Here is a 22,282-nt window from a genome sequence, read left to right as displayed (position 1 = left end):
CGTAATATCACGCAGCGTATTACTTTTCTTTGATCGGTGTGCTGTCTGTGATCTTGAAACGCAACACGCCAATGACCTGGCCATCCTCGGTGAGCACCCGCACCTGCCAGTTACCAGCCGGATTGCCCGGGAAATTCTGCTTGTGCGTCCATGCGCGGTAGCCTTCCTTACGCCCGCCATGGATATCCAGCGGGATGCGATCCACTTCTTTGCCGTTGAACTTCCACACGTGGTAAATCCGCTCGTCCAGCCCGCGCGGCGCGTTGATCGCGGTGTAGGCATACAGCCCGCCACCACGGATCTGCTCGGCCGTGACTTCATCCAGGCTGTCGCCTGGGGTGCGGTCCTGCAGTTGCGTGCTGATGGCGACATCGGTCATCCACAGTGTCGCCGGCGGCACCCAGGAACGCAGCACCCAGCCGACGCCACCGATCCCCACGGTGATACTCAGGATCGCCAACGCGTTGCGCAGGGTGCGAATGGGAAAGATCGACGCCAGGCTGGGGAACGACAGGACCACCGCTGTGCCCAGGGCCAGCTTGAAGCTCTGGGCCGTGGTCAGGTGCAGGATGACGGGCAGAGCGGTCAGCAGCGCGGCAAACAAGGTCAGCGTATGCAGGGCCAGGAACGCCCAGCGGCGGGGGGCCAGCCACTTGTAGTAGAGCGGGTCGATGATTGATATCAGCGCGGCGATACACAGCAGCCCGGTAAAGAATAACTGCCCGCTGTTCCAAGTGGTGGTGATGAAAAAGAACGGCAGGACGAAGAACAGGCTTTCCTGGTGGATCATCTGCGTGGCATAGCGCAGCAAGGGCTGGGGTATCTCGCGCTTGAATATTTTGGCGAACAGCCTGGTCAGGCTGTTTTCCAGCATCAGCCAGATCCAGCTAAGGACCATGATGATGGTGATCCAGGTGGCCAGCCCTTGCTGGCGATCGACCAGAATGAAACTGCCGACCCCGGAGATAAACCCACCGAGCGCAATGACCCCAGGGTAGCGCTTCATCAATTCCAGTATGCGCTGCACGTACAGGGTCAGGGTTGGCATTCGGCGATTCGCATTGGTCGTAGGAAAAATCCTCGACAGATTACCGCCCGAGAGGGTGGTGTGGCGAGCAGGCTCGCTCCCATAGTCATGAAGTCTTTCGGCGCAGACGCCACGCCAACAATCCCAGTACCAGCAGGCCCAACATTCCGGCCACCAGCCAGATCAACTCATCATCACTGATCAACGGCTTTTCAATCCGCAGATACCCCGGCTGCAGCAACAACGAGCGCATGGCGCGGTTGGCTTCTTCCAGGGTGACACCTTGCAGATCCCTGGCCGGATCAGCAAAGCGCCCGTTCTGGAAGTCACCCAGCGCGCCCCAGTAATAATCGGCCAGCGCGCTGTTGCCCTGCACGGCCCAGGCTTGCCGGGCGATGGCGGCCTGTTTGAGGCGGTTGAAAGTGTCGACGTTTAGACCGTCCTTGAGCAGGCCTGCCTTGAGTTCTTCCAGGACCAGCCTGGCTGCGGGCAAATCATCGCGCTCCAAGTCTGCATTGAGGCTCATGAAACCCACCCCGCCAAACACCTCGCGCTCGGCCGAGGGCCCGTAGGACAGGCTATGTGCCAGGCGCATCTGGCGGTAGAGCGCCCAGTCCAGGTAGTCCTTGAGCAAATCAAAGGTCTCGTCGTGCTGGTCCTCCAGTACCGGCTCGGGCACCAGCCAGTGCAACTTGGCGCCGTTGCCCACCAGGCCGTGGCTCAACGTACGCTCGTGGGCTGCCGTTGCCTTGATTTCCGGCAGGGGCGGGTGATCGGTCGGGTCGACCGCTTCCAGCGCGCCATAGGCCCGCTCCAGATAGGCTGGCAGCAGGCGATCAAGGTCGCCGACCACGATCAACGTCATGTTGTTGGGGGCGTACCAGGCGTTGCGCACCTCCTCGAGCTGTTCGCGAGTCAGGTGATCGACTTGCGCACGCTCAGGGCATTTAAGGCCCAGCTCCACCGCCAGCTGGTTACTCGCGGTGTGGCCCAGATCCTGGCGATCGAGCCAGCGCTGCAGGTGAGAGTAGTGGCCACCGTCCTCACGCTCCACCACCTGCTTGGCCGCATTGATTGCATTGTCGTCAAAACGGGTCTGGGTCAACAGGGCCAGCAACAGATCCAGCACTTTGCGCTGGTTTTTCGCCGGCGCTTCGATGACGAATGTGGTGTCGGCGTTGCTGGTGTAGGCATTCCACTCGCCGCCCAGGGCCTGCATGCGCTCTTCCAGCCCACCTTCGCCGGTGGCGTCGATGCCGCTGAACAACAGATGTTCGAGCAGGTGCGGCAGCTCCTTGTCGGCGCAACCGAAGTCATCCAGACCGACGCCCACCACCAGGCGAATCGCCACATGACCACGGTCCATGCCGGGCTTGAGCAGCAATTGCAAACCGTTGGGCAGCGTATAGCCCTCGACCTGGAAGCGATCCAGGGCGAATGAGGGTAATGAGCCAAGCAGTAGACAGGCGAACAACAGGCAACGCATAACGGGCTTCCAGGCAACCTAATCGGAGATCCATGTCGTCAGTCAGGCCGCTTTCGCGGGCAAGCCCGCTCCCCCAGTAGATTTTTGGGGCTCACAAACCCCTGTGGGAGCGGGCCTGCTCGCGAAAGCGGTCTTGCGGCTGAACCAATGTTACTGACTCACCACCTTGGCAGACGTTCAAGGCGAATGTGTGATGTCCACCAAATCGTCCACCGCCAGCGCACCTGTGTCGGACGTTTCCAGCACTGCATAGGCACTGCTGCAAAACAGTGAATTGAGGCGCTTCATGTCGGCAATCAGCTCCAGATGCAAGGAACTGGTCTCGATACTCTGCACAATCTTGCGCTGCAAACGGCTCACATGCGCATGCGCCAGGCGCCGTTCCTGCGCGCGAAAGCGACGTTTCTCACGCAACAACTGGCGGGCGCTTTCCTTGTCGGAACTGAGGTACACCGACAACCCCAGGCGCAGGTTGGAGATCAGCTGGCTGTGCAGCCCCGCCAATTCCTCCAGGCCCACTTCGGAAAATGACCGACGCTGCGAAGTCTTCTGTTGCTGGACCTTGCGCAGCATGCGTTCGATCAGGTCGCTGGCAAGCTTTAGATTGATCGCCAGCTCGATGGTCTCCGCCCAGCGTCGACTGTCCTGCTCGCTCAAGTCTTCACGGGGCATTTGCGCCAGGTACAGCTTGATCGCGCTGTAGAGCGATTCAACATCATCCGTCAGGCGGCGCATTTCCTGAGTCACGGCCGTCTGCTTGCCGTGCAGCACATCGAGCATGGCTTCGAGCATATTATCGATCAGGTCGCCGATGCGCAGGGTTTCCCGTGCCGCATTGGCCAGCGCCAGGCTGGGTGTGACCAGCGCAGTGGGGTCCAGGTGGCGAGGCTTGGCCGTGCCATTGATCTCCGGGCGTTCCGGTAGCAACCAGGCACACAACCTGGCCATCGGCCCCACGCTGGGCAGCAGGATCAGGCAGCGCACGGTGTTGTAGAGCAAATGGAAGCCGATGACCATTTCCTGCGGGCTGAAGTCGAGGCTGTCGATCCAGTGCACCATAGGATCCAGCACCGGAATGATCAGCAATAGTCCTATCAGTTTGTACAACAGGCTGCCGAGCGCCACCTGGCGGCCTGCGGCGTTTTGCATGCTGGTACTGAGGAAGGCCAGCACGCCGCTGCCGATGTTCGCGCCAATCACCAGGCCGATAGCCACCGGCAGGCTGATCACTCCCGCGCCGGCCAGGGTGGCGGTGAGCAGGACGGCGGCGAGACTGGAGTAGGAGATCATCGCGAACAGCGCGCCGACCAGGGCGTCGAGCAGGATATCGCCGGTCAGCGAGGCGAAAATCACCTTTACGCCTTGGGCCTGGGTGATCGGCGCGGCGGATTCAACGATCAGCTGCAGCGCCAGAATGATCAGGCCCAGACCAATGCTGACCCGTCCCATCTGCCCAAGTCGCGTCTGCTTGCGGGACAGGAAGAAAATCACTCCGACGAAAATCAGCAGCGGCGACAACCAGGACAGATCGAAAGTCAGTACCCGGGCCATCAACGCCGTGCCGACGTCTGCGCCAAGCATGGTCGCCAGCGCCGGGGTCAGTGCCATCAGGCCCTGGCCAACAAACGAAGTGACCAGCATGGCCGTGGCGTTACTGCTCTGGACCATAGCCGTCACGACGATGCCGGAAATAAACGCCAGCCAGCGCCTGGACATGTTCTGGCCAATCACATGGCGCAGATTGGACCCGTAGACCCGCAGGATGCCGGTTCGGACGATGTGCGTGCCCCAGATCAGCAGGGCCACGGCAGATAACAAATTGAGCAGGGTGAGCATAAAGGCCCCCTGTGGTGGTAGCGCCCCAAAGGAGCAAGTTGACGTGCCGCGCGTTTTTCTACGTTCTGTACTTAAGCTGTAGTTGGCTAACGGTCTGCGCGCCAGCATCGCATAGCTAAAGAGATGATTGAAACAAAAGTGTCATAAAAACAGCTGGATGGAAAAACAAAACAGGGACCCTGAGGTCCCCATTCATGCCCTGTGGGAGCGAGCCTGCTCGCGATGATATCGAGGACAACGAGTTGACTCAGTCAGTACGCGTTATCGTTGACGACCATCGCAAGCAGGCTCGCTCCCACAGGTTTCATGCAGGTTAGCGATATTACTGGCCAGGAATATCCTTGCGCAGTTTCACCGGGTCCTGCTGCTTGCGCTTTCTTGCCATGGCAGTGCGCATCTTGATGTTGAACGCTTCCACCGCCAGCGAGAACGCCATGGCGAAGTAGACGTAGCCTTTGGGTACGTGGACTTCGAACGACTCGGCGATCAACACGGTGCCGACTACCAGCAGGAACGACAGCGCCAGCATTTTCAACGACGGATGCTTGTCGATGAACGAGCTGATGGTACCGGCCGCCAACATCATCACCAGTACGGCGACAACAATGGCCGCGACCATGACCGGTACATGGGAGACCATGCCCACTGCCGTGATCACCGAATCCAGGGAGAACACGATGTCGATGATCGCGATCTGGATGATGGTGTACAGGAAGTTGCCACCCTTGCCGGTCGGTTCCTCACCGGTCTCGTCTTCGCCTTCCAGCGCGTGATACATCTCTTGCGAGCTTTTCCACAGCAGGAACAGGCCGCCGAAGAACAGGATCAGGTCACGCCCGGATATGCCTTGGCCGAAGACCTCGAACAGGTCTGCGGTCAGCTGCATGACCCAGGTAATCGACAGCAACAACAGGATTCGCGTAACCATGGCCAGCGCCAGGCCGAAGATCCGGGTACGCGCCTGCATGTGTTTGGGCATGCGGCTGACCAGGATCGAAATCATGATGATGTTATCGATACCCAGGACGATTTCCAGGGCGGTCAGGGTAAAGAAGGCAACCCAGATCTCAGGGTTGGTCAGCCATTCCATGTGTATTCCTTTGAGGATGTGTTGAACCACGAAGGGTCCGGGCTTCGATAAAAAAGCCAGGACCCGTCACGGTGAGTCTTGGGCTTATAGAGTGCTGAACAGCGGAAAAATCCCCATCAGCAATGCTGCAACAAGTATGCACATGCACACCAGAACTGCCCACTTCAGGGTAAAGCGCTGGTGGTCACCGAAGTCGATACCGGCCAGGGCCACCAACAGATAAGTCGATGGTACCAGCGGGCTCAACAAGTGGACGGGCTGACCGACGATCGAGGCACGTGCCATTTCAACTGCGGTTATACCGTAATGACTCGCTGCTTCGGCAAGTACCGGTAACACGCCGTAATAAAATGCATCGTTCGACATGAAAAATGTGAACGGCATGCTCACCAGTGCGGTAATCACTGCCAGGTACGGGCCGAGAAAATCCGGAATCACCGCCAGCAGGCTTTTCGACATCGCATCGACCATGCCGGTGCCCGACAGAATACCGGTGAAAATACCGGCCGCGAAGATCAAACCGACCACTGCCAGCACGCTGCCGGCATGGGCCGCAACGCGATCTTTCTGCATTTGCAGGCAAGGGTAGTTGACGATCATCGCGATACTGAACGCCACCATGAATAACACCGGCAGTGGCAACAAGCCGCCAATCAGGGTGCACATCAGCACCAGCGTCAACGCGCCGTTGAACCAGATAAGCTTCGGACGGCGGGCATCCGGGAATTGCGAAACGCTGATCTCACTGTGGTCAATTTCATCGCCAGCCAGGTGCAGTTCACCCAGACGAGCGCGTTCGCGTTTGCCGTAGAAGTAGGCAATCGCCAGGATCGCCACCACACCCGCCAGCATCGCCGGAATCATCGGCACGAAGATGTCGGACGGGTCCACGTGCAGCGCGCTCGCGGCACGGGCGGTCGGGCCACCCCACGGGGTCATGTTCATCACGCCACCGGCGAGGATGATCAGGCCGGCCATGATGCGCGGGCTCATGCCGATGCGGCTGTAGAGCGGCAGCATGGCCGCCACGCAGATCATGTAAGTGGTCGCGCCGTCACCATCAAGGGAGACGACGAGCGCCAGTACGGCGGTGCCGACCGAAACTTTCAGCGGGTCGCCCTTTACCAGTTTGAGGATCTTGCGCACAGCCGGGTCGAACAGGCCGGAGTCGATCATCAGGGCGAAGTACAGAATCGCGAACATCAGCATCACACCGGTCGGCGCGAGCTTGGTGATGCCTTCGAGCATCATCGGACCGATCTTCGGCGCAAAGCCACCGAACAGGGCGAAAACAATCGGGATGATGATCAGGGCAATCAGCGCGGACAGGCGCTTGGTCATGATCAGGAACATGAACGTGATGACCATGGCAAAGCCAAGGAAAGTCAGCATGGGAATACTCCAGGCGTGGCGCGGCTAGGGGAAATGAGCGAACCGGGTGAGGTCAGCGCAGAACGGGAAGCACGAGTCGAGCGGGCGGAGTTAAAGCGCAGGGGCGGATTGAGAAGGACATCAGGATCACCATTGTTGTTGTTAAATGGGCCGTGCGAGCAGCAAAACACTCGCGTGGGCCAACCGGTCTGTTGCCGGGAGTGAGGCGATCCTAATCGGGGAAGCTTTCAGCCAGCTTTCGCCAGTGAAAGCAATGACCGGATGTTTAACCGGTCGTCGGACAGCACGGTTTGCGCAGGATGATATTTCGCTGGTTAAAAAACACTCAGATCCAGTGGGCGAATCGCCCCCATCCAGATCGCGTGCTCGGTGTGATCCAACAAATCGTTTCCGGTATCGGGATGCAGGAACACCACCAACCCCTTGCGGTTGAGCGCCAGCCACGGCAGCACCTCGCCCAGGTATTGTGGCTCGAAGGCCAACTGGCAACTCCAGTCCGGGTGCGGACCTACCGGACGTTCGTGCACGCGCCCCATCCTTAAGGGAAACCGCTGCGCCGCCTGCTCGCACAGTGCCCGCGCCTGATCGATGTTGCTCGCGTCGAAGTACACGTGGGCGTGATAGCCCTTTATCCCTTGCATCTGAAACCCTCCAAACCCGGTCGAACCCTGAACGATTGCCGCGGGTCACACGCCATATACGTTGCGATCAAGGGACCCCAGCCATGAAAAATGCCGAAACCCGCGTTGTGAAAGTGGTGCTTTATGGTGCCATGAGTAGCCTGGGCAGTGCGCTGATGGCTGAAATGCTGCGACGTCAGCATGAAGTGATCGCGATTCTGGACGACCTCACAGCGCTCTCACCGCGTCCGGGGCTGCGCACCAAGAGCGGCGACCTGTTTGACGCCGAGCGGGTAAAGCAGAGCGTGGCCGGCAGCACGGCCGTGGTCTGCCTGTTAGACGCGCCAGGGCTGCCTTTCGACAGCGAATACGTGGAAAAAACCATTATGCCGGGGCCCGTGGAACAAGTGTTGGCTGTGGATGCGCTGATCGAAGGCATGCAGGCATCCCATATTGCGCGACTGTTCCTGGTGGGTGATTTCGAGGTATTGGACGATCCGGAAATAGAGGATCGCCTGCAACGCCATGCGGCTGAAGAAATTCGCGAGGCCCTGCAAAGCAGCGATTTGCAATGGACAATGGTTAACGCCCCTCGGGGTGTTCCCGGGCTGACCATCGAGCATTTCAGCCAGGTCAGCACTAGCCTCGAGCCGGGACTGGCGGAGCCGCTCGAACGATTGCAGCGGGTGGCGGTAGGGATTGCTGATGAGCTGCAGTTGAATCTGCATGTGGGGGAGCACGTGAGTTTTGTTGCGGTTTCAGCGTCCTGAAGCTGGATCACACCGCAATGGACGGCAACGGCAACCCGTTCAAGGACTGCGCGCTACTGGCCTGCTCCGCCATCAGCCAGTCGACGAATTGCTGAATCAACACTCCGCGCCGCTTGCGCTGGGGCAACACGACGTAATAACCGAGTCGGGAAATCACCGTTTCGGCAATCGGCCGACACAACAGTCCCTGCGCCAGCAAGTTATCCACAAGATGGCGCCAGCCGATAGCCACACCCTGGCCGCCAATCGCCGCCTGAATCAGCAACGTGTAATTGTCGAAACGCAATTGCCCGGGAGCCGGTACCGAATTAATCCCCAGTTCGCGAAATACACCGCTCCAGTCAAACCAGTTGCTGCCGTTCTCGCCGCGCAGGTGCAGTAACGGAAACTCCAGCAATGCCTGTGCGGGCAAGGGCACGACCCGTCCCTGCAATAGCAGCGGACTGCACACCGGGAACACTTCCTCGCTGAATAGCCAATGGCTCTCACCCTGCTTGAAGCGGCCCTCGCCAAACAGTACGGCCACGTCGATATCGCTGCGCAGCATGTTGTGACTGCGTTCACTGGTGACCAGGCTTACGTCAACATTGGGATTGGCCGCATGGAAGCGATGCAACCTTGGCATCAGCCAGTACGCGGCGAAGGCGAAGTCCGTAGCCACTTGCAGCACTTCATGCTGATGCTGGGCGCTGATCGCGCTTAATCCTGCGTCGATATTCTGCAGACCGAGCTGAACTTGCTGAAAAAGTACTGAACCGGCCTCGGTCAGTTCGATCCCGCGGTAGATGCGATCAAACAGTCGAGCAGCCAGTTGCTCTTCCAGCCGTTTGATCTGCTGGCTCACCGCTGGCTGGGTGGTTCCCAGCTCTACGGCAGCCGCAGTGAAGCTGCGATGGCGGGCCGCCGCTTCAAAGGCTCGGAGCAGATCGAGCGACAGATCACCAAGGGCGTCATACATAAGCTGTGCTTATCCTAGTCATTGCCGGGTGTGGGCTTTACCGCAAAAGGCATGGCACCCATGCTCGGTCGCAGCACTCTCGCATAAATATTCACTATGGAATGCCGCGATCACATGAAGCGCAAGAATATTCTTTTCATCATGGCCGATCAGATGGCCGCGCCAATGTTGCCGTTCTACGGCCCTTCGCCAATCAAATTACCCAATCTCAGCCGACTTGCTGCCGAAGGCGTAGTGTTCGACTCCGCTTATTGCAACAGTCCACTGTGCGCACCGTCGCGTTTTACCCTGGTCAGCGGCCAGCTGCCGAGCAAGATCGGCGCCTATGACAATGCGGCTGACTTCCCCGCCGACGTACCCACCTATGCCCATTACCTGCGCCGCCTGGGCTACCGCACCGCCTTGTCCGGAAAGATGCACTTCTGTGGTCCGGATCAACTGCACGGCTATGAAGAACGCCTGACCAGTGACATTTATCCCGCCGATTACGGCTGGTCGGTGAACTGGGACGAGCCCGACGTTCGGCCCACCTGGTTCCACAATATGTCATCGGTGCTGCAGGCTGGCCCCTGCGTGCGCACCAACCAGCTGGATTTTGACGAAGAAGTAGTCTTCAAGGCGCAGCAGTACCTGTTTGACCACATCCGCGAGGACGGCGACCAGCCGTTCTGCCTGACCGTTTCCATGACCCATCCCCACGACCCGTACACCATCCCGAAAAAATACTGGGATATGTACCAGGACAGTGACATCCCGCTTCCGCAGACGCCAGCGCAGTCCGAGCTGGACCCGCACTCCCAGCGACTGCTCAAGGTGTACGACTTGTGGGACAAGCCGCTGCCTGTGGATAAGATCCGTGACGCGCGACGTGCCTATTTTGGGGCCTGCAGCTATAGTGACGACAACGTCGGCAAACTCCTGCAAACACTCGAAGATACAGGGTTGATCGACAATACAATTATTGTTTTCTCCGGAGATCATGGCGACATGCTCGGCGAGCGCGGCCTCTGGTACAAAATGCACTGGTTCGAGATGGCCGCCCGGGTCCCCTTGTTAATCAGCGCGCCGGGGCAATTTGGTGCCGGCCGCGTGAGCGCTGCCGTCTCGACTGCCGACCTTCTGCCGACCTTTGTCGAATTGGCCGGCGGCTCGCTGGAGCCTGGCTTGCCGCTCGATGGCCGCTCGCTGGTGTCGCACCTGAAGGGGCAGGGCGGTCACGACGAAGCGTTTGGCGAGTACATGGCCGAAGGCACCATCAGCCCGCTGATGATGATTCGCCGCGCTGCCTACAAATTCATCTACAGCGAAGACGACCCTTGCCTACTCTTCGATGTGCACAATGACCCGCGTGAACAGGAAGAGCTCAGCCAGTCGCCGCAACACAGCGCACTGTTTGCCGAGTTCCTCGCTGAAGCACGGGCCAAGTGGAACATACCTGCGATTCACCAACAGGTGCTCGCCAGTCAGCGCCGCCGGCGATTCGTGGCCGAGGCCCTGACCATCGGCAAGCTCAAGAGCTGGGATCACCAGCCACTGGTAGACGCCAGTCAGCAGTACATGCGCAACCACATCGACCTGGATGATCTGGAGCGCAAAGCACGTTATCCACAACCCTGCCAAAACCAATAATGTTAAGGGGAAGTCCATGCAAAGGTTATCCACAGTTCTGACGGTCGGGCTTCTGGCTCTGGGCAGCGCATCGGCGTATGCCGATCAGAGCTGCGACACGGTAAAAATGGCCGATCCGGGCTGGAGCGACATTGCGGCGACCAACGCCATTACCGGGTTCTTGCTGGACGGCATGGGCTACAAGGCCAAGGTTGACACCTTGGCGGTGCCTATCACCTTCGGTGGCTTGAAGGACGGTCAGGTCGACGTGTTCCTGGGTAACTGGATGCCGGCGCAGCAAGGTTTCTACGACAAGTTCGTGGCCACCGGGGATGTAACCCAACTGGCGAAAAACCTCGATGGCACCGAGTTCACCCTGGCTGTTCCGGATTATGTGTGGGACGCAGGTGTGCATAACTTCGCCGACCTGAACAAGTTCGCCGAAAAGTTCGAGAAAAAAATCTACGGCATTGGCTCCGGGGCTCCGGCGAACATCTCGCTGCAGGACATCATCAAGAAAAACGACTTCGACCTGGGCCAATGGAAGCTGGTGGAATCCAGCGAGCAGGCCATGCTGGCGGAAGTGTCCCGGGCAGTTAAGAAGCAGAAGTTCGTGACCTTCCTCGGCTGGACGCCGCACCCGATGAACGTGCAGCTGAAGATGCACTACCTCAAGGGTGGCGAGAAGTACTTCGGTGATACCGGTGCGGTTTATACATTGACTCGCAAGGGTTATGCACAGGCCTGTCCGAACGTCGGCAAGTTGCTCACCAACCTGAGCTTCACCCAGGAAATGGAGAACAGCATCATGGCCGAGGTCGTGAACAAGAAGATCAGCAATGCCGAGGCTGCCAAGGCGTGGATCAAGGCTAATCCTGCGGTTCTGGATAAATGGCTGGATGGCGTGAAAACCGCCGATGGCAAGGAGGCGTTGCCTGCGGTGAAAGCCAAGCTCTGATTCATAGGAGGAGCCTGCTCGCGATGGACGTACACGATTTCGCCGGTCGCCTGATGCCCCGAGGTGCCGGTACGTTTTTCGCGAGCGAGCTCGCTCCTGCAGGTGGGGGCTGGCACGCTCGCGCCGCCATCACTGGTTCACCCTGTTACCCTTTGCGCATTCCCCCACCTGAGAGGACCCATGGCCTTTCCCAGCCGCCATTCGCTCTTCCCCTTCCTGAGCTGGTTGCCTCGGCAAACCCGTGCCACTGTCGGGCGCGACCTAATCGTCGGCCTGAGCGGTGCGATTCTCGCGCTGCCACAGTCGATTGCCTACGCCCTGATTGCCGGGCTCCCACCTGAATACGGGTTGTACGCGGCTATTGTTCCCGTTCTGATCGCGTGCCTGTGGGGATCATCCTGGCACCTCATCTGTGGTCCTACAGCGGCAATTTCCATTGTCTTGTATGCCAGCGTCAGCCCCTTGGCAGTGCCCGCGTCGCAGGACTACGTGGCACTTATTCTGTTGCTGACGCTGCTGGCCGGGACCTTCCAGTGGCTGTTGGGCTTGCTGCGATTCGGCGCGCTGGTGAATTTTGTCTCCCATTCGGTGGTATTGGGGTTCACCCTCGGTGCGGCGGTGGTGATTGCCGTCGGCCAACTGCCCAACTTGCTGGGGCTGGACCTGCCCAGCCAGGCCACGGCACTCGACAGCTTCATGTCGGTGTTTCAACACCTGCATCAGGTGGACAAGCCATCGCTCATTCTCGGGCTGGCGACCGTGGCATTGGGAGCCACCCTGAAATGGCTGCTGCCGCGCTGGCCGACACTGTTGATCACGCTGGTAACGGCAGGGCTGCTGGTGTGGCTCTGGCCCGGGATGTTTGGCCACGTCAGCCTGGTCAGCGCCTTTGTCGGTCGACTGCCACCTTTGAGCGCTGTGCCGCTGGACCTGGACTTGATCCTGCGCTTGTTACCCAGCGCGGTCGCGGTGGGCATGTTGGGGCTGGTGACCAGTCTGTCGATTGCTCGCTCGCTGTCGGCACGCTCACAGCAGTTGCTCGACGCCAATCAGGAAGTGCGCGCCCAGGGTTTATCCAACATGGTCGGGGCATTTTTTTCCGGTTCGTTGTCCGCCGGCTCCTTCACTCGTTCGGGCCTGAGCTACGAGGCAGGGGCCTGCTCCCCGCTGGCCGGGGTGTTCTCGGCGCTGTGGGTCGCGCTGTTTGCAGTGTTTGGCGCGGCATTGATCGCCCACATCCCGATTCCGGCGATGGCCGGCAGTATTCTGCTGATCGCCTGGGGCCTGGTGGATCATCGCGGCATTCGCGCATTGCTGAGGGTCAGTCGCGCCGAGTTCCTGGTCATGGCGCTGACCTGTGTCGCCACGCTGCTGCTGGAATTGCAGACCGCGATTTACGCCGGGGTACTGGCTTCGCTGTTCTTCTATCTCAAGCGCACCTCGCAACCGCGTGTGCAGCATTGGCGCGACGGCGATGAGGATGTGTTGCGCGTTGGCGGCTCGATCTTTTTCGGCGCCAGCCACTACCTCCAGGTACGCCTGCAGCGCATGCACGCTGCCCGGGTAGTGATTGAGGCACAGCAGATCAATTTCATCGATTACTCAGGGGTGGAGATGCTGCATCAGGAGGCGCGGCGCCTGCTCAAGCAGAATCGCAGCCTGACCCTGCGGCAAGCGCGGCCGCAGGTGGTGGAGGAGCTCAGAAAGCTGGAAGGCGCGGAGAAATGCCCGATCCGGTTTGAAGACTGAATCGTGTTTCACTCCAACAGTTTCACTCTGCGAGTTGTCGGCGCAGTTCGGCCAGCACCGGCGCCGTGTCCGGACGCACACCCCGCCACAGGAAGAACGCTTCCGCCGCCTGTTCAGCGAGCATCCCCAATCCATCCATTGCCACCGCTGCACCGTGCTCGCTGGCCCAGCGGCAGAATGATGTCGGTTCCTTGCCGTACATCATGTCGTAGCAAACCGTCTTGCCCGGTTCGATCAGACTGCTGGCAATCGGTGGAACCTCACCGGACAGGCTCGCGGAGGTGGCGTTGATGATCAGGTCCACGGATTCCTCCAGCCAGTCAAAGCCACTGGCAGAGACCGGGCCCAGATCATCGAACAACTCGGCCAGCAATTCCGCTTTTTCCACCGTGCGGTTGGCGATGATCACCGACGCCGGCTGCTCGGCCAGCAACGGCTCAAGCGCACCCCGCACCGCACCGCCGGCGCCCAGTAGCAATATGCGCTTCCCCTTGAGACTGAAAGCGGCATTAACCGTCAGGTCCCGCACCAGCCCGGCGCCGTCGGTGTTGTCACCCAGCAACGAGCCGTCAGCCAGTTTGCTCAAGGTATTCACCGCGCCAGCGCGCTGGGCACGCTCCGTCAGGCTGTCGGCCAGGCGATAGGCCTGCTCCTTGAAAGGCACCGTGACGTTGGCTCCGCGCCCCTCCAGGAAAAACGCTCGGGCGAAGTGGGAAAAATCATCGAGCGGAGCCAGGGAAGTGCTGTAGTCCAGTTGCTGACCCGTCTGCTCGGCAAACAGTCGATGGATAAGTGGCGACTTGCTGTGGCCAATCGGGTTGCCGAATACGACGTAACGATCCATCAGTTTTCCTCGTTCAGGCCTTGGCCAACCAATCGCGGTCTTGCAGGAAATATTCGGTCAGCCGCGCTTCTTCGCTGCCCGGCTCGGCCTTCCAGTCGTACCCCCAACGCACTTGCGGCGGCAGCGACATGAGGATTGATTCAGTGCGCCCGCCCGACTGCAGGCCGAACAGCGTGCCACGGTCGTAGACCAGGTTGAATTCGACATAGCGGCCGCGACGGAACTCCTGGAATTCGCGTTGCCTGGCAGTGAATGCATCGTTCTTGCGGCGCTGGACGATCGGCAGGTAGGCCTCAATGAACGCGTCGCCGATGGCCCGCATGAAAGCAAAGCTGGTGTCGAAATCCCATTCATTGAGGTCATCGAAAAACAGGCCGCCAATGCCACGCGGCTCGTGGCGATGCTTGATATGAAAGTAGCTGTCGCACCATGCCTTGTAGCGCGAATAGACGTCGGGACCAAACGGCGCGCAAGCCTGCTCGGCAACCCGATGCCAATGCACACAATCTTCTTCATTGCCGTAGTAGGGCGTCAGGTCGAAACCGCCGCCAAACCACCAGACGGGTTCTTCGCCTTCTTTCTCCGCGATGAAAAACCGCACATTGGCGTGCGAAGTCGGCACCATCGGGTTGTGCGGGTGGATGACCAGGGACACGCCGAGCGCTTCGAAGCCGCGTCCGGCAAGCTCTGGTCGATGGGCACTGGCCGAGGGTGGGAGGCCGCTGCCAAACACGTGGGAAAAGTTGACGCCGCCTTTCTCGATGACAGCACCGTTCTCGATCACGCGAGTGCGACCGCCCCCACCCGCGGGTCTGGTCCAGGCATCCTCGACGAAGCGCGTACCGCCGTCTTCGGCTTCAAGGGCAGCGCAAATGCGGTCTTGCAGGTCGAGCAGATAGGCTTTTACGGCCTCGGTACGGGTCGTCATGGCATCACCTTGAATCGGGACAAACGGCGCGGCGCGTCAACGGCCGGCGGCAAATTGCTGCACAGGATAACACCGCACCCTGTTGCACCACAGTTGACGAAGATCATGCTTAGGAGTCCGATAGGGGGCTTACCCAAACGATCACCAGGAGAGTTCTGATGGCAAAGCGTATCCAGTTCAGTGCCCATGGCGGCCCCGAAGTGCTCGAGTATGTCGACTACCAACCTGCCGAGCCTGGCCCGCAGCAGGTACGCGTGAGCAATAAGGCCATCGGCCTGAACTTCATCGACACCTATTACCGCAGCGGACTGTATGCGCCACCGGCCTTGCCATCGGGCCTGGGTTCAGAGGGCGCCGGCGTGGTCGAAGCGGTGGGCAGCGCAGTCACTCGATTCAAAGTGGGTGATCGGGTGGCCTACGGCAGCGGCCCATTGGGCGCCTACAGCGACACTCACGTGTTGCCCGAAGCCAACCTGGTGCAGCTGCCGGATGCGATCAGCTTCGAGCAGGCGGCCGGCGTGATGCTCAAGGGCCTGACCGTGCAGTACCTGCTGCGCCAGACCTATGAACTCAAAGGCGGCCAAACCATCCTGTTTCATGCGGCTGCGGGTGGGGTAGGTTCGCTGGCGTGCCAATGGGCCAAAGCCCTGGGTGTGAAGTTGATCGGCACTGTCAGCTCTGCAGAGAAAGCCGCATTGGCCACAGCCAACGGAGCCTGGGCGACGATCGACTACAGCCATGAAAACGTGGCGCAGCGCGTCCTGGAATTGACCGACGGCAAGAAAGTGCCTGTGGTTTACGACGGGGTCGGCAAGGACACCTGGCTGACATCCCTCGACAGCGCTGCGCCACGCGGCCTGGTGGTGAGTTTCGGCAATGCGTCGGGCGCGGTGGACGGGGTGAACCTGGGGATTCTATCGGCGAAGGGTTCGCTGTATGTGACCCGGCCAACACTTGCGACCTACGCCAACAACGCCGAAAACCTGCAGCGCATGGCGGATGAGTTGTTCGAGATGATCAGCAGCGGGAAGTTGAAGGTGGATATCAGCCAGCAATATCCGCTGGCCGAAGCGGCGAAGGCTCAGACCGAGCTGTCGGCACGGCGTACTACAGGCTCGACTATTTTGTTGCCTTGAGGACGCCATCGCGGGCAAGCCTTGCCCGCGATGAACGATGACTCGGGCTCAATCCGGGCGAATGACCTGCCCCGTCGCCAGGTCCCGAATCACACTCGGATTCCTGCGCCCACCCAAATTACCGCCCAGGATGTAATCCACCTGCCCACGGAAATACTGCTCCACGCGAATCCGTGTGCGCGCTGCCGGCCGACCTTGCGGGTTGGCCGAAGTGGACACCAACGGCCCTACCAATGAACACAAGTCCCGTACCTGAGGATGATCGCTGACGCGCAACGCCACGGTCTCATGCTTGCCAGTAATCCACAGTGGCAACTGATTCTGGTGCGGCACCAGCCAGGTGTTCGGTCCCGGCCAGGTGCTGGCCATGCGGTCCATCCACAACTCGGGAAAATCCTCGAACAGGAAGTCGAACTGGCGAATATTATCGGCGACCAGAATCAGTCCCTTCTCCATGGACCGTCCCTTGATCATCAGCAAACGTTCCACTGCGCTCTGGTCCCATGGGTCGCAACCCAGACCCCAGACCGCTTCGGTTGGATAGGCAATCACCGCGCCTGAGCGAACGGCTTGCGCGGCTTGTTGCACACGCCAACTGTTGACCATGAAAAACTCTCCGGAATAAGGCTCTGCGCAGTTTACCGATCTTCCTCATAAAACCTAGCTCACCCGCGCAAACCAGCGACCGCTTTCACACACCGCCCGACCGTCCATTTCCAGTTCGGTCAGCGCGGCCAGCACCTTGGGCAATGCCCAGCCGCTGCTGATGGCCAACGATTCACTGGTATGCGGCGCCGCGTGAAGCAACGCGAGCAGGGGGTGGGTCACCGCCGGCATAGGTGTGGAAAATGACAACTGTTGCCAACCGCGCAAGGCTTCAAGAATGTGCTCGATGGTTTCCACCAGCATGGCACCATCGCGAATCAGCTGATGACAGCCCTTGGCGCCGGGATGATGAATCGATCCCGGAATCGCATAAACCTCCCGCCCTTGCTCCGCCGCCAGCCTGGCGGTAATTAACGAACCACTGGCGACGCTCGCTTCGACCACCAGTACGCCGAGGGACAAACCACTGATGATTCTGTTGCGCCGCGGGAAGTTGCTGGCGGTGGGGGCCGCGTCCAGCGGAAACTCCGAAACCACTGCGCTGCCAGAGGCAATCATGGCTTCTGCCAGCCTGCGATTGCGCTGTGGATAAAACTTTTCAAGTCCCGTGCCAAGTACCCCGACCGTTCGCCCGCCCACGTCCAGAGCCGCCTGGTGCGCTGCAGCGTCGATGCCAAGGGCCAGACCACTGGTAATCACAAAACCGGCACCGGCCAGGCTGCGGGAGAACGCTGCGGCCGTGTCCATCCCCGGACGAGATGCGCGACGACTGCCGACCATCGCCAACTGTGGTTTGTCCAGGATATCGGGATCGCCCGCGACAAATAACAAGGGCGGCGGGTCGCTGATTTCCGCCAGCAGCGCCGGGTAGTCAGGTTGGTCCCACATCAGTAAATGCTGGCGCGGACGCTCCAGCCAGGCCAATGCATGGTGGGCGCCATCGCGCACATCGGGATCGCGACGCCCCTCGGCGCAAGCGAATGGAAGGCCCAGAGACTTCCAGGCGTTGGCCGGCGCGCTCAGCGCTTTTGAGGCCGAGCCGAAGGCATCCAGTAGCTTTTTAAACCGTGCCGGCCCCAGTTCGGGTAAGCGATGCAGACGCAGACGCGCCTCCAGTTCGGCAGGCGAAACAGCTGCAGCAGCAGAGAATGTCATGGATCATCCTTGATCGTTATGAAGCCCGTTCAAACGGGCATAAGCTGTGGATAAGTCTGTTGGTAACTTGTGAAGCAGGCTTACGGATTTCGTACTTTGTCCATCACCGCTAAAGACCGCGAAGCATTGAGGACCAGGCCGTAACTGAGTTTGTCGTAGGTGCGGAAAACCATTAGCAACCCGGCGCGCTCATCGGGAATCTTCAACGGCTGACCGGTGATGCGGTCCCGCACGGTTTCACCGGTTTTCATCACCACCAGCACATTGCCTTCGGCCAATCCGTCGCGCTGCCCCTTGTTCAACGTGACGACATCCATCGCGCCGATCTGGGTCACCCCGCGCGGCACATCAATGATCAAGCCCTTGATGTCGGTCTTTGGCGCACTGGGCATGAAGGTGGAATTGATCGAACGCTCCTCGCCACTGAACAGCCGATCCCCCAGGCGCACCTCCTGGGTAGTGCGCTGCAGCGCCAGGGTGGCGACATCGCCCTCGGCGGCCACGATCTCGCCACCGCCGATATCGTCCGCGTTGATCCCGAGGAACTCCTTGCTCTCGGGGTCGGTGTAAACCTTGCCCTGGCGGAAGATTCCATACACTGGCTGGTTCGGATCAAATTGCCCGCGAGCGAAGATGCGGTCTCCGGTGCCGCTGAGCACGCGCTCGGCATCGCCGGCAACGATATAGGGCGCCTTGTCGAAGTCCTCGACCTTGTCGACGATACGGTTGCTCAACAGGAAGCTGTTAATCAATTGCAGCGGAATGCTCGGAATCGCATCCGCCACCGGTGAACTGCGAATGCGCGGCGACAACTTGATAGTGCCCCTGGAAGCCCCGCGATTGAGGGTCAGGCGCGGCTGGCCGTTGATGTAGACCAGCGTCAGCGAGTCGCCCGGATAGATGAGATTGGGGTTTTCGATCTGGGGATTGGCTTGCCATAACTCCGGCCACTTCCATGGCTCGCGCAAGAATTTTCCAGAGATGTCCCAGAGTGTGTCGCCGGTAACCACCGTGTATTGCTGTGGAAAACCTTCCCTGAGTTGCACTTGCCCATGCGCTAAACCGGCTGAAGCCAGAAGCAGCAGGGCGAGTAGTGATTTCCTCATGCGGTGAATCCCTTTATTATGTGCGTTCGCGTGAAACGCCAGAGCCCTCGTGGCTCGCTCCCGACTCTTTGCAGAGAAAAGGGAGCTACGCTTCACAACGGTAGCCTGCATCTTCGGACCCGCCAGGCCATCGACCCGACTTTACCTCACACGTGCAGCAAATAAGCTTATGGCCATTTTAGACATCCTCGAATTTCCCGACTCGCGCCTGCGCACTATCGCCAAACCTGTGGCTGTAGTGGACGACGAAGTGCGTCAGTTGGTCGACGACATGTTTGAAACAATGTATGAAGCGCCAGGCATCGGCCTCGCCGCGACCCAGGTCAACGTGCACAAACGTATCGTCGTGATGGACCTCTCCGAAGACCGCAGCGAGCCGCGGGTTTTCATCAACCCCGAGTTCGAATCACTGACCGACGAGATGGAACAATATCAGGAAGGGTGCCTCTCGGTGCCGGGCTTCTATGAAAATGTCGATCGCCCGCAAAAGGTCAAGGTCAAGGCCCTGGACCGCGACGGCCAGCCCTACGAACTGATCGCCGAAGGCCTGCTCGCCGTGTGCATCCAGCACGAATGCGACCACCTCAACGGCAAATTGTTCGTCGACTACCTGTCCAACCTGAAACGTGACCGAATCAAGAAGAAACTGGAAAAGCTCCATCGCCAGAACGCTTGATGCCCTCCTTTCAAAGGCTTGCTGCGGCAAGCCTTTTCTTTTTCAGAGATCGCTCCCATGACTGAGCCATTGCGCATCGTCTTTGCCGGCACCCCGGAATTCGCCGCCGAACACCTCAAGGCGCTGCTCGCCAGCCCGTACGAGATTGTCGCGGTCTACACCCAGCCGGACCGCCCGGCGGGCCGTGGGCAAAAGCTGATGCCAAGCCCAGTCAAGCAGCTCGCGCTGGAACATCATATTCCGGTGTTGCAGCCGCCGACCCTGCGCAATGAAGACGCCCAAGCCGAATTGGCCGCACTGAACCCGGACCTGCTGGTGGTGGTCGCCTACGGCCTGATCCTGCCGCAAGTGGTGCTGGATATTCCACGCCTGGGCTGCATCAACAGTCATGCCTCTTTGCTCCCGCGCTGGCGCGGAGCGGCGCCAATCCAGCGTGCCGTCGAAGCCGGTGACAGCGAAAGTGGCGTCACCGTGATGCGCATGGAGCTGGGCCTCGATACCGGGCCGATGCTGCTTAAGGTCACCACGCCGATCACTGGTGAAGACACCGGTGGCAGTCTCCATGACCGGCTGGCTGAAATGGGTCCGCCGGCAGTGGTGCAGGCTATCGCCGGGCTGGCTGCCGGAACGCTGGAAGGCGAGGTGCAGGACGACAGCCTCGCCACCTACGCACATAAGTTGAACAAGGACGAAGCGCGCATCGACTGGAGTCGCCCGGCGCTAGAGCTGGAACGTCTGGTGCGCGCCTTCAACCCCTGGCCAGTCACCCACAGCTCTCTCAATGGCGAAGCGCTGAAAGTCCTGGCCGCGAACCTCGCCGAAGGGCAGGGTGCCCCGGGTGAAATCCTTGGCGCCAGCAAGGATGGACTGGTCGTGGCTTGCGGCGAGCAGGCGCTGTGCCTGACGCGCCTGCAATTACCCGGCGGCAAGGCGCTGAACTTCAGCGACCTGTTTAACAGCCGTCGCGAGAAATTCGCCCTCGGCACCGTCCTCGGCCAAGCGGTGGAGGTGCAATGAACCCGCGTCTCGCCGCCGCCAAGGCGCTCGCCGCTGTGCTTAACGGCAAAGCCTCGCTCAACAGTTCACTGCCCACGCAAATGGACAAGGTTGAAGACCGCGATCGCGGCTTCACCCAGGACCTGGCGTTCGGTACTGCGCGCTGGCAGCCACGCTTGTCGGCGCTCGCGGCAAAGCTGCTGCAAAAACCCTTCAAGGCGGCAGACGCCGATGTCGAGGCGCTGTTGCTGGTTGGCCTGTACCAACTGCTCTACACCCGGGTTCCCGCCCACGCCGCCATTGGTGAAACCGTCGGTTGCGCCGACAAGCTGAAAAAACCATGGGCCAAGGCGCTGCTCAACGCCGTGCTGCGCCGTGCCCAACGTGAAAGCGAAGCGCTGCTGGCTGAGCTGGAACACGATCCGGTGGTGCGCACAGCCCATCCACGCTGGTTGCAAAAATCGCTCAAGGCATTCTGGCCCGAGCAGTGGGAAGCCATTTGTGCCGCGAATAACGCGCACCCACCGATGATTCTGCGGGTCAATCGCCGTCATCACAGCCGCGACGCCTACGTCGGACTGCTGAGTGAAGCGGGTATTGCCGCCAGCCCATGCGTCTACAGCCAGGATGGCATCATCCTCGACACGGCTGCCGATGTGCGCAGCCTGCCTGGGTTCGCCGAAGGCTGGATCAGCGTGCAGGACGAGGCGGCGCAACTGGCCGCCGATCTGCTCGACCTGGCACCGGGCCAACGGGTACTGGACGCGTGCTGCGCACCGGGCGGAAAGACCTGCCACATCCTCGAAGCCGAGCCCCGGCTGGCGGGCGTCGTCGCCGTCGACCTGGAGGCCAAGCGCCTGGTGCGCGTGCGGGAAAACCTCGCCCGCCTGGGCCTGAGCGCCGAGCTGATTGCTGCCGATGGCCGCGATACCGCCACCTGGTGGGACGGCAAACCCTTCCAGCGCATCCTGCTAGATGCCCCGTGCTCGGCGACCGGCGTCATCCGGCGTCATCCGGACATCAAGCTGACTCGCCAACCTGACGACATCGCCGCACTGGCGGTTCTTCAGGGCGAATTGCTCGACGCCATGTGGATAACCCTGGAAGTCGGCGGCATCCTCCTTTACGCCACCTGCTCCACATTGCCGACCGAAAACACTGAAGTCATTGAAGCCTTCCTCGCCCGCACCCCGGGCGCCCGCGAGCTCGATCTCGCGACGGCCGCTGGCATCAAGCAGCCCCACGGCCGTCAGTTGCTCGCCCAGCAAGGCGGACATGACGGGTTTTACTACGCCAAGCTGATCAAGATCGCCGCCGCGCGCGGTTAACCGGACTTCAAGG

Annotated in this window: 20 protein-coding genes; 8 read left to right on the top strand and 12 right to left on the bottom strand. The window is 60.3% G+C overall.

The annotated features are described in order from the left end of the window. Window positions 1–19: 19 nt before the first annotated feature. From HYI44_RS06045 to HYI44_RS06020, 6 genes are all read right to left on the bottom strand, one after another. A complete protein-coding gene (locus HYI44_RS06045; RefSeq protein WP_225568956.1) occupies window positions 20–1,048 on the bottom strand; it encodes a DUF5924 family protein in 1,029 nt (342 codons plus the stop codon). Window positions 1,049–1,133: 85 nt separating this feature from the next. Further along, window positions 1,134–2,513 carry a M16 family metallopeptidase gene (locus HYI44_RS06040; protein WP_225568955.1) on the bottom strand — a complete coding sequence of 460 codons (1,380 nt, stop codon included), beginning with the start codon at window positions 2,511–2,513 and terminating at the stop codon, window positions 1,134–1,136. 177 nt (window positions 2,514–2,690) lie between these two features. Then, a complete protein-coding gene (locus HYI44_RS06035; RefSeq protein ID WP_225568954.1) occupies window positions 2,691–4,349 on the bottom strand; it encodes a Na/Pi cotransporter family protein in 1,659 nt (552 codons plus the stop codon). A 322-nt stretch (window positions 4,350–4,671) separates the two neighbouring features. Continuing rightward, entirely contained in the window at window positions 4,672–5,439 is a 768-nt protein-coding gene (locus tag HYI44_RS06030) for a TerC family protein (protein WP_045061647.1), read from the bottom strand. A gap of 84 nt (window positions 5,440–5,523) precedes the next feature. Continuing rightward, the gene (locus tag HYI44_RS06025) at window positions 5,524–6,831 is read right to left on the bottom strand and encodes a CitMHS family transporter (RefSeq protein WP_045061648.1); all 1,308 of its coding nucleotides are present in this window, start codon (window positions 6,829–6,831) and stop codon (window positions 5,524–5,526) included. Between the two features lie 314 nt (window positions 6,832–7,145). Then, complete coding sequence (locus tag HYI44_RS06020) at window positions 7,146–7,472, bottom strand: DOPA 4,5-dioxygenase family protein (protein WP_122840896.1); 327 nt, start codon at window positions 7,470–7,472, stop codon at window positions 7,146–7,148. 83 nt (window positions 7,473–7,555) lie between these two features. Here HYI44_RS06020 and HYI44_RS06015 point away from each other — a divergent pair, with 83 nt between their 5' ends. Continuing rightward, on the top strand, window positions 7,556–8,221 hold the full coding sequence (locus tag HYI44_RS06015) for an NAD(P)-dependent oxidoreductase (RefSeq protein WP_225568953.1): 666 nt from the start codon (window positions 7,556–7,558) through the stop codon (window positions 8,219–8,221). A gap of 7 nt (window positions 8,222–8,228) precedes the next feature. On the opposite strand, the gene HYI44_RS06010 is transcribed toward HYI44_RS06015, so the two are convergent. Then, window positions 8,229–9,179: a choline sulfate utilization transcriptional regulator gene (locus HYI44_RS06010; protein WP_225568952.1), complete on the bottom strand. Its 951-nt coding sequence runs from the start codon at window positions 9,177–9,179 to the stop codon at window positions 8,229–8,231. Between the two features lie 114 nt (window positions 9,180–9,293). Here HYI44_RS06010 and betC point away from each other — a divergent pair, with 114 nt between their 5' ends. The 3 genes from betC to HYI44_RS05995 all read left to right on the top strand — a co-directional run bounded on the left by betC (window position 9,294) and on the right by HYI44_RS05995 (window position 13,494). Beyond that, the gene (gene betC, locus HYI44_RS06005) at window positions 9,294–10,808 is read left to right on the top strand and encodes a choline-sulfatase (protein ID WP_225568951.1); all 1,515 of its coding nucleotides are present in this window, start codon (window positions 9,294–9,296) and stop codon (window positions 10,806–10,808) included. A 16-nt stretch (window positions 10,809–10,824) separates the two neighbouring features. Beyond that, window positions 10,825–11,745, top strand: a complete 921-nt coding sequence (gene choX, locus HYI44_RS06000; protein ID WP_225568950.1) for a choline ABC transporter substrate-binding protein — start codon at window positions 10,825–10,827, stop codon at window positions 11,743–11,745. A gap of 180 nt (window positions 11,746–11,925) precedes the next feature. Beyond that, the gene (locus HYI44_RS05995; protein WP_225568949.1) at window positions 11,926–13,494 is read left to right on the top strand and encodes a SulP family inorganic anion transporter; all 1,569 of its coding nucleotides are present in this window, start codon (window positions 11,926–11,928) and stop codon (window positions 13,492–13,494) included. A gap of 22 nt (window positions 13,495–13,516) precedes the next feature. On the opposite strand, the gene aroE is transcribed toward HYI44_RS05995, so the two are convergent. After that, on the bottom strand, window positions 13,517–14,338 hold the full coding sequence (gene aroE / locus HYI44_RS05990) for a shikimate dehydrogenase (RefSeq protein ID WP_122840902.1): 822 nt from the start codon (window positions 14,336–14,338) through the stop codon (window positions 13,517–13,519). Window positions 14,339–14,351: 13 nt separating this feature from the next. Continuing rightward, complete coding sequence (gene hemF / locus HYI44_RS05985) at window positions 14,352–15,266, bottom strand: oxygen-dependent coproporphyrinogen oxidase (RefSeq protein ID WP_122840903.1); 915 nt, start codon at window positions 15,264–15,266, stop codon at window positions 14,352–14,354. A gap of 158 nt (window positions 15,267–15,424) precedes the next feature. Between hemF and HYI44_RS05980 the strand changes: the two genes are divergently transcribed. Next, window positions 15,425–16,402, top strand: coding sequence for an NADPH:quinone reductase (locus HYI44_RS05980; protein WP_225568948.1), 978 nt, complete (start codon window positions 15,425–15,427; stop codon window positions 16,400–16,402). Between the two features lie 48 nt (window positions 16,403–16,450). On the opposite strand, the gene HYI44_RS05975 is transcribed toward HYI44_RS05980, so the two are convergent. The 3 genes from HYI44_RS05975 to HYI44_RS05965 all read right to left on the bottom strand — a co-directional run bounded on the left by HYI44_RS05975 (window position 16,451) and on the right by HYI44_RS05965 (window position 19,269). Further along, window positions 16,451–17,008 carry an L-threonylcarbamoyladenylate synthase gene (locus tag HYI44_RS05975; RefSeq protein ID WP_122840905.1) on the bottom strand — a complete coding sequence of 186 codons (558 nt, stop codon included), beginning with the start codon at window positions 17,006–17,008 and terminating at the stop codon, window positions 16,451–16,453. Window positions 17,009–17,062: 54 nt separating this feature from the next. Next, window positions 17,063–18,163 carry a DNA-processing protein DprA gene (gene dprA / locus HYI44_RS05970; RefSeq protein ID WP_225568947.1) on the bottom strand — a complete coding sequence of 367 codons (1,101 nt, stop codon included), beginning with the start codon at window positions 18,161–18,163 and terminating at the stop codon, window positions 17,063–17,065. An 80-nt stretch (window positions 18,164–18,243) separates the two neighbouring features. Beyond that, the gene (locus tag HYI44_RS05965) at window positions 18,244–19,269 is read right to left on the bottom strand and encodes a LysM peptidoglycan-binding domain-containing protein (RefSeq protein ID WP_122840907.1); all 1,026 of its coding nucleotides are present in this window, start codon (window positions 19,267–19,269) and stop codon (window positions 18,244–18,246) included. A gap of 169 nt (window positions 19,270–19,438) precedes the next feature. Here HYI44_RS05965 and def point away from each other — a divergent pair, with 169 nt between their 5' ends. Genes def through rsmB form a run of 3 tightly spaced genes read left to right on the top strand, consistent with a single transcriptional unit; the run spans window position 19,439 to window position 22,269 of the window. After that, window positions 19,439–19,945, top strand: coding sequence for a peptide deformylase (def, locus tag HYI44_RS05960; RefSeq protein WP_017341723.1), 507 nt, complete (start codon window positions 19,439–19,441; stop codon window positions 19,943–19,945). 57 nt (window positions 19,946–20,002) lie between these two features. After that, window positions 20,003–20,962 (top strand): methionyl-tRNA formyltransferase, encoded by a 960-nt coding sequence (fmt, locus tag HYI44_RS05955; RefSeq protein ID WP_225568946.1) that lies wholly within the window; start codon window positions 20,003–20,005, stop codon window positions 20,960–20,962. Beyond that, entirely contained in the window at window positions 20,959–22,269 is a 1,311-nt protein-coding gene (gene rsmB / locus HYI44_RS05950; RefSeq protein WP_225568945.1) for a 16S rRNA (cytosine(967)-C(5))-methyltransferase RsmB, read from the top strand. The genes fmt and rsmB overlap by 4 nt, the downstream gene beginning before the upstream one ends. The last annotated feature ends 13 nt before the right edge of the window (window positions 22,270–22,282 follow it).

This window comes from Pseudomonas sp. Y24-6, from assembly GCF_020295325.1.
Taxonomy (GTDB): domain Bacteria; phylum Pseudomonadota; class Gammaproteobacteria; order Pseudomonadales; family Pseudomonadaceae; genus Aquipseudomonas; species Aquipseudomonas gregormendelii.
This window is presented reverse-complemented; position numbering and strand designations above follow the sequence as displayed.

Excerpts from the sequence above, each read along its gene's own strand:
- HYI44_RS06045 (WP_225568956.1), bottom strand. The coding sequence starts at position 1,048 with ATGCCAACCCTGACCCTGTACGTGCAGCGCATACTGGAATTGATGAAG.
- HYI44_RS06040 (WP_225568955.1), bottom strand. The coding sequence starts at position 2,513 with ATGCGTTGCCTGTTGTTCGCCTGTCTACTGCTTGGCTCATTACCCTCA.
- HYI44_RS06035 (WP_225568954.1), bottom strand. The coding sequence starts at position 4,349 with ATGCTCACCCTGCTCAATTTGTTATCTGCCGTGGCCCTGCTGATCTGG.
- HYI44_RS06030 (WP_045061647.1), bottom strand. The coding sequence starts at position 5,439 with ATGGAATGGCTGACCAACCCTGAGATCTGGGTTGCCTTCTTTACCCTG.
- HYI44_RS06025 (WP_045061648.1), bottom strand. The coding sequence starts at position 6,831 with ATGCTGACTTTCCTTGGCTTTGCCATGGTCATCACGTTCATGTTCCTG.
- HYI44_RS06020 (WP_122840896.1), bottom strand. The coding sequence starts at position 7,472 with ATGCAAGGGATAAAGGGCTATCACGCCCACGTGTACTTCGACGCGAGC.
- HYI44_RS06015 (WP_225568953.1), top strand. The coding sequence starts at position 7,556 with ATGAAAAATGCCGAAACCCGCGTTGTGAAAGTGGTGCTTTATGGTGCC.
- HYI44_RS06010 (WP_225568952.1), bottom strand. The coding sequence starts at position 9,179 with ATGTATGACGCCCTTGGTGATCTGTCGCTCGATCTGCTCCGAGCCTTT.
- betC (WP_225568951.1), top strand. The coding sequence starts at position 9,294 with ATGAAGCGCAAGAATATTCTTTTCATCATGGCCGATCAGATGGCCGCG.
- choX (WP_225568950.1), top strand. The coding sequence starts at position 10,825 with ATGCAAAGGTTATCCACAGTTCTGACGGTCGGGCTTCTGGCTCTGGGC.
- HYI44_RS05995 (WP_225568949.1), top strand. The coding sequence starts at position 11,926 with ATGGCCTTTCCCAGCCGCCATTCGCTCTTCCCCTTCCTGAGCTGGTTG.
- aroE (WP_122840902.1), bottom strand. The coding sequence starts at position 14,338 with ATGGATCGTTACGTCGTATTCGGCAACCCGATTGGCCACAGCAAGTCG.
- hemF (WP_122840903.1), bottom strand. The coding sequence starts at position 15,266 with ATGACGACCCGTACCGAGGCCGTAAAAGCCTATCTGCTCGACCTGCAA.
- HYI44_RS05980 (WP_225568948.1), top strand. The coding sequence starts at position 15,425 with ATGGCAAAGCGTATCCAGTTCAGTGCCCATGGCGGCCCCGAAGTGCTC.
- HYI44_RS05975 (WP_122840905.1), bottom strand. The coding sequence starts at position 17,008 with ATGGTCAACAGTTGGCGTGTGCAACAAGCCGCGCAAGCCGTTCGCTCA.
- dprA (WP_225568947.1), bottom strand. The coding sequence starts at position 18,163 with ATGACATTCTCTGCTGCTGCAGCTGTTTCGCCTGCCGAACTGGAGGCG.
- HYI44_RS05965 (WP_122840907.1), bottom strand. The coding sequence starts at position 19,269 with ATGAGGAAATCACTACTCGCCCTGCTGCTTCTGGCTTCAGCCGGTTTA.
- def (WP_017341723.1), top strand. The coding sequence starts at position 19,439 with ATGGCCATTTTAGACATCCTCGAATTTCCCGACTCGCGCCTGCGCACT.
- fmt (WP_225568946.1), top strand. The coding sequence starts at position 20,003 with ATGACTGAGCCATTGCGCATCGTCTTTGCCGGCACCCCGGAATTCGCC.
- rsmB (WP_225568945.1), top strand. The coding sequence starts at position 20,959 with ATGAACCCGCGTCTCGCCGCCGCCAAGGCGCTCGCCGCTGTGCTTAAC.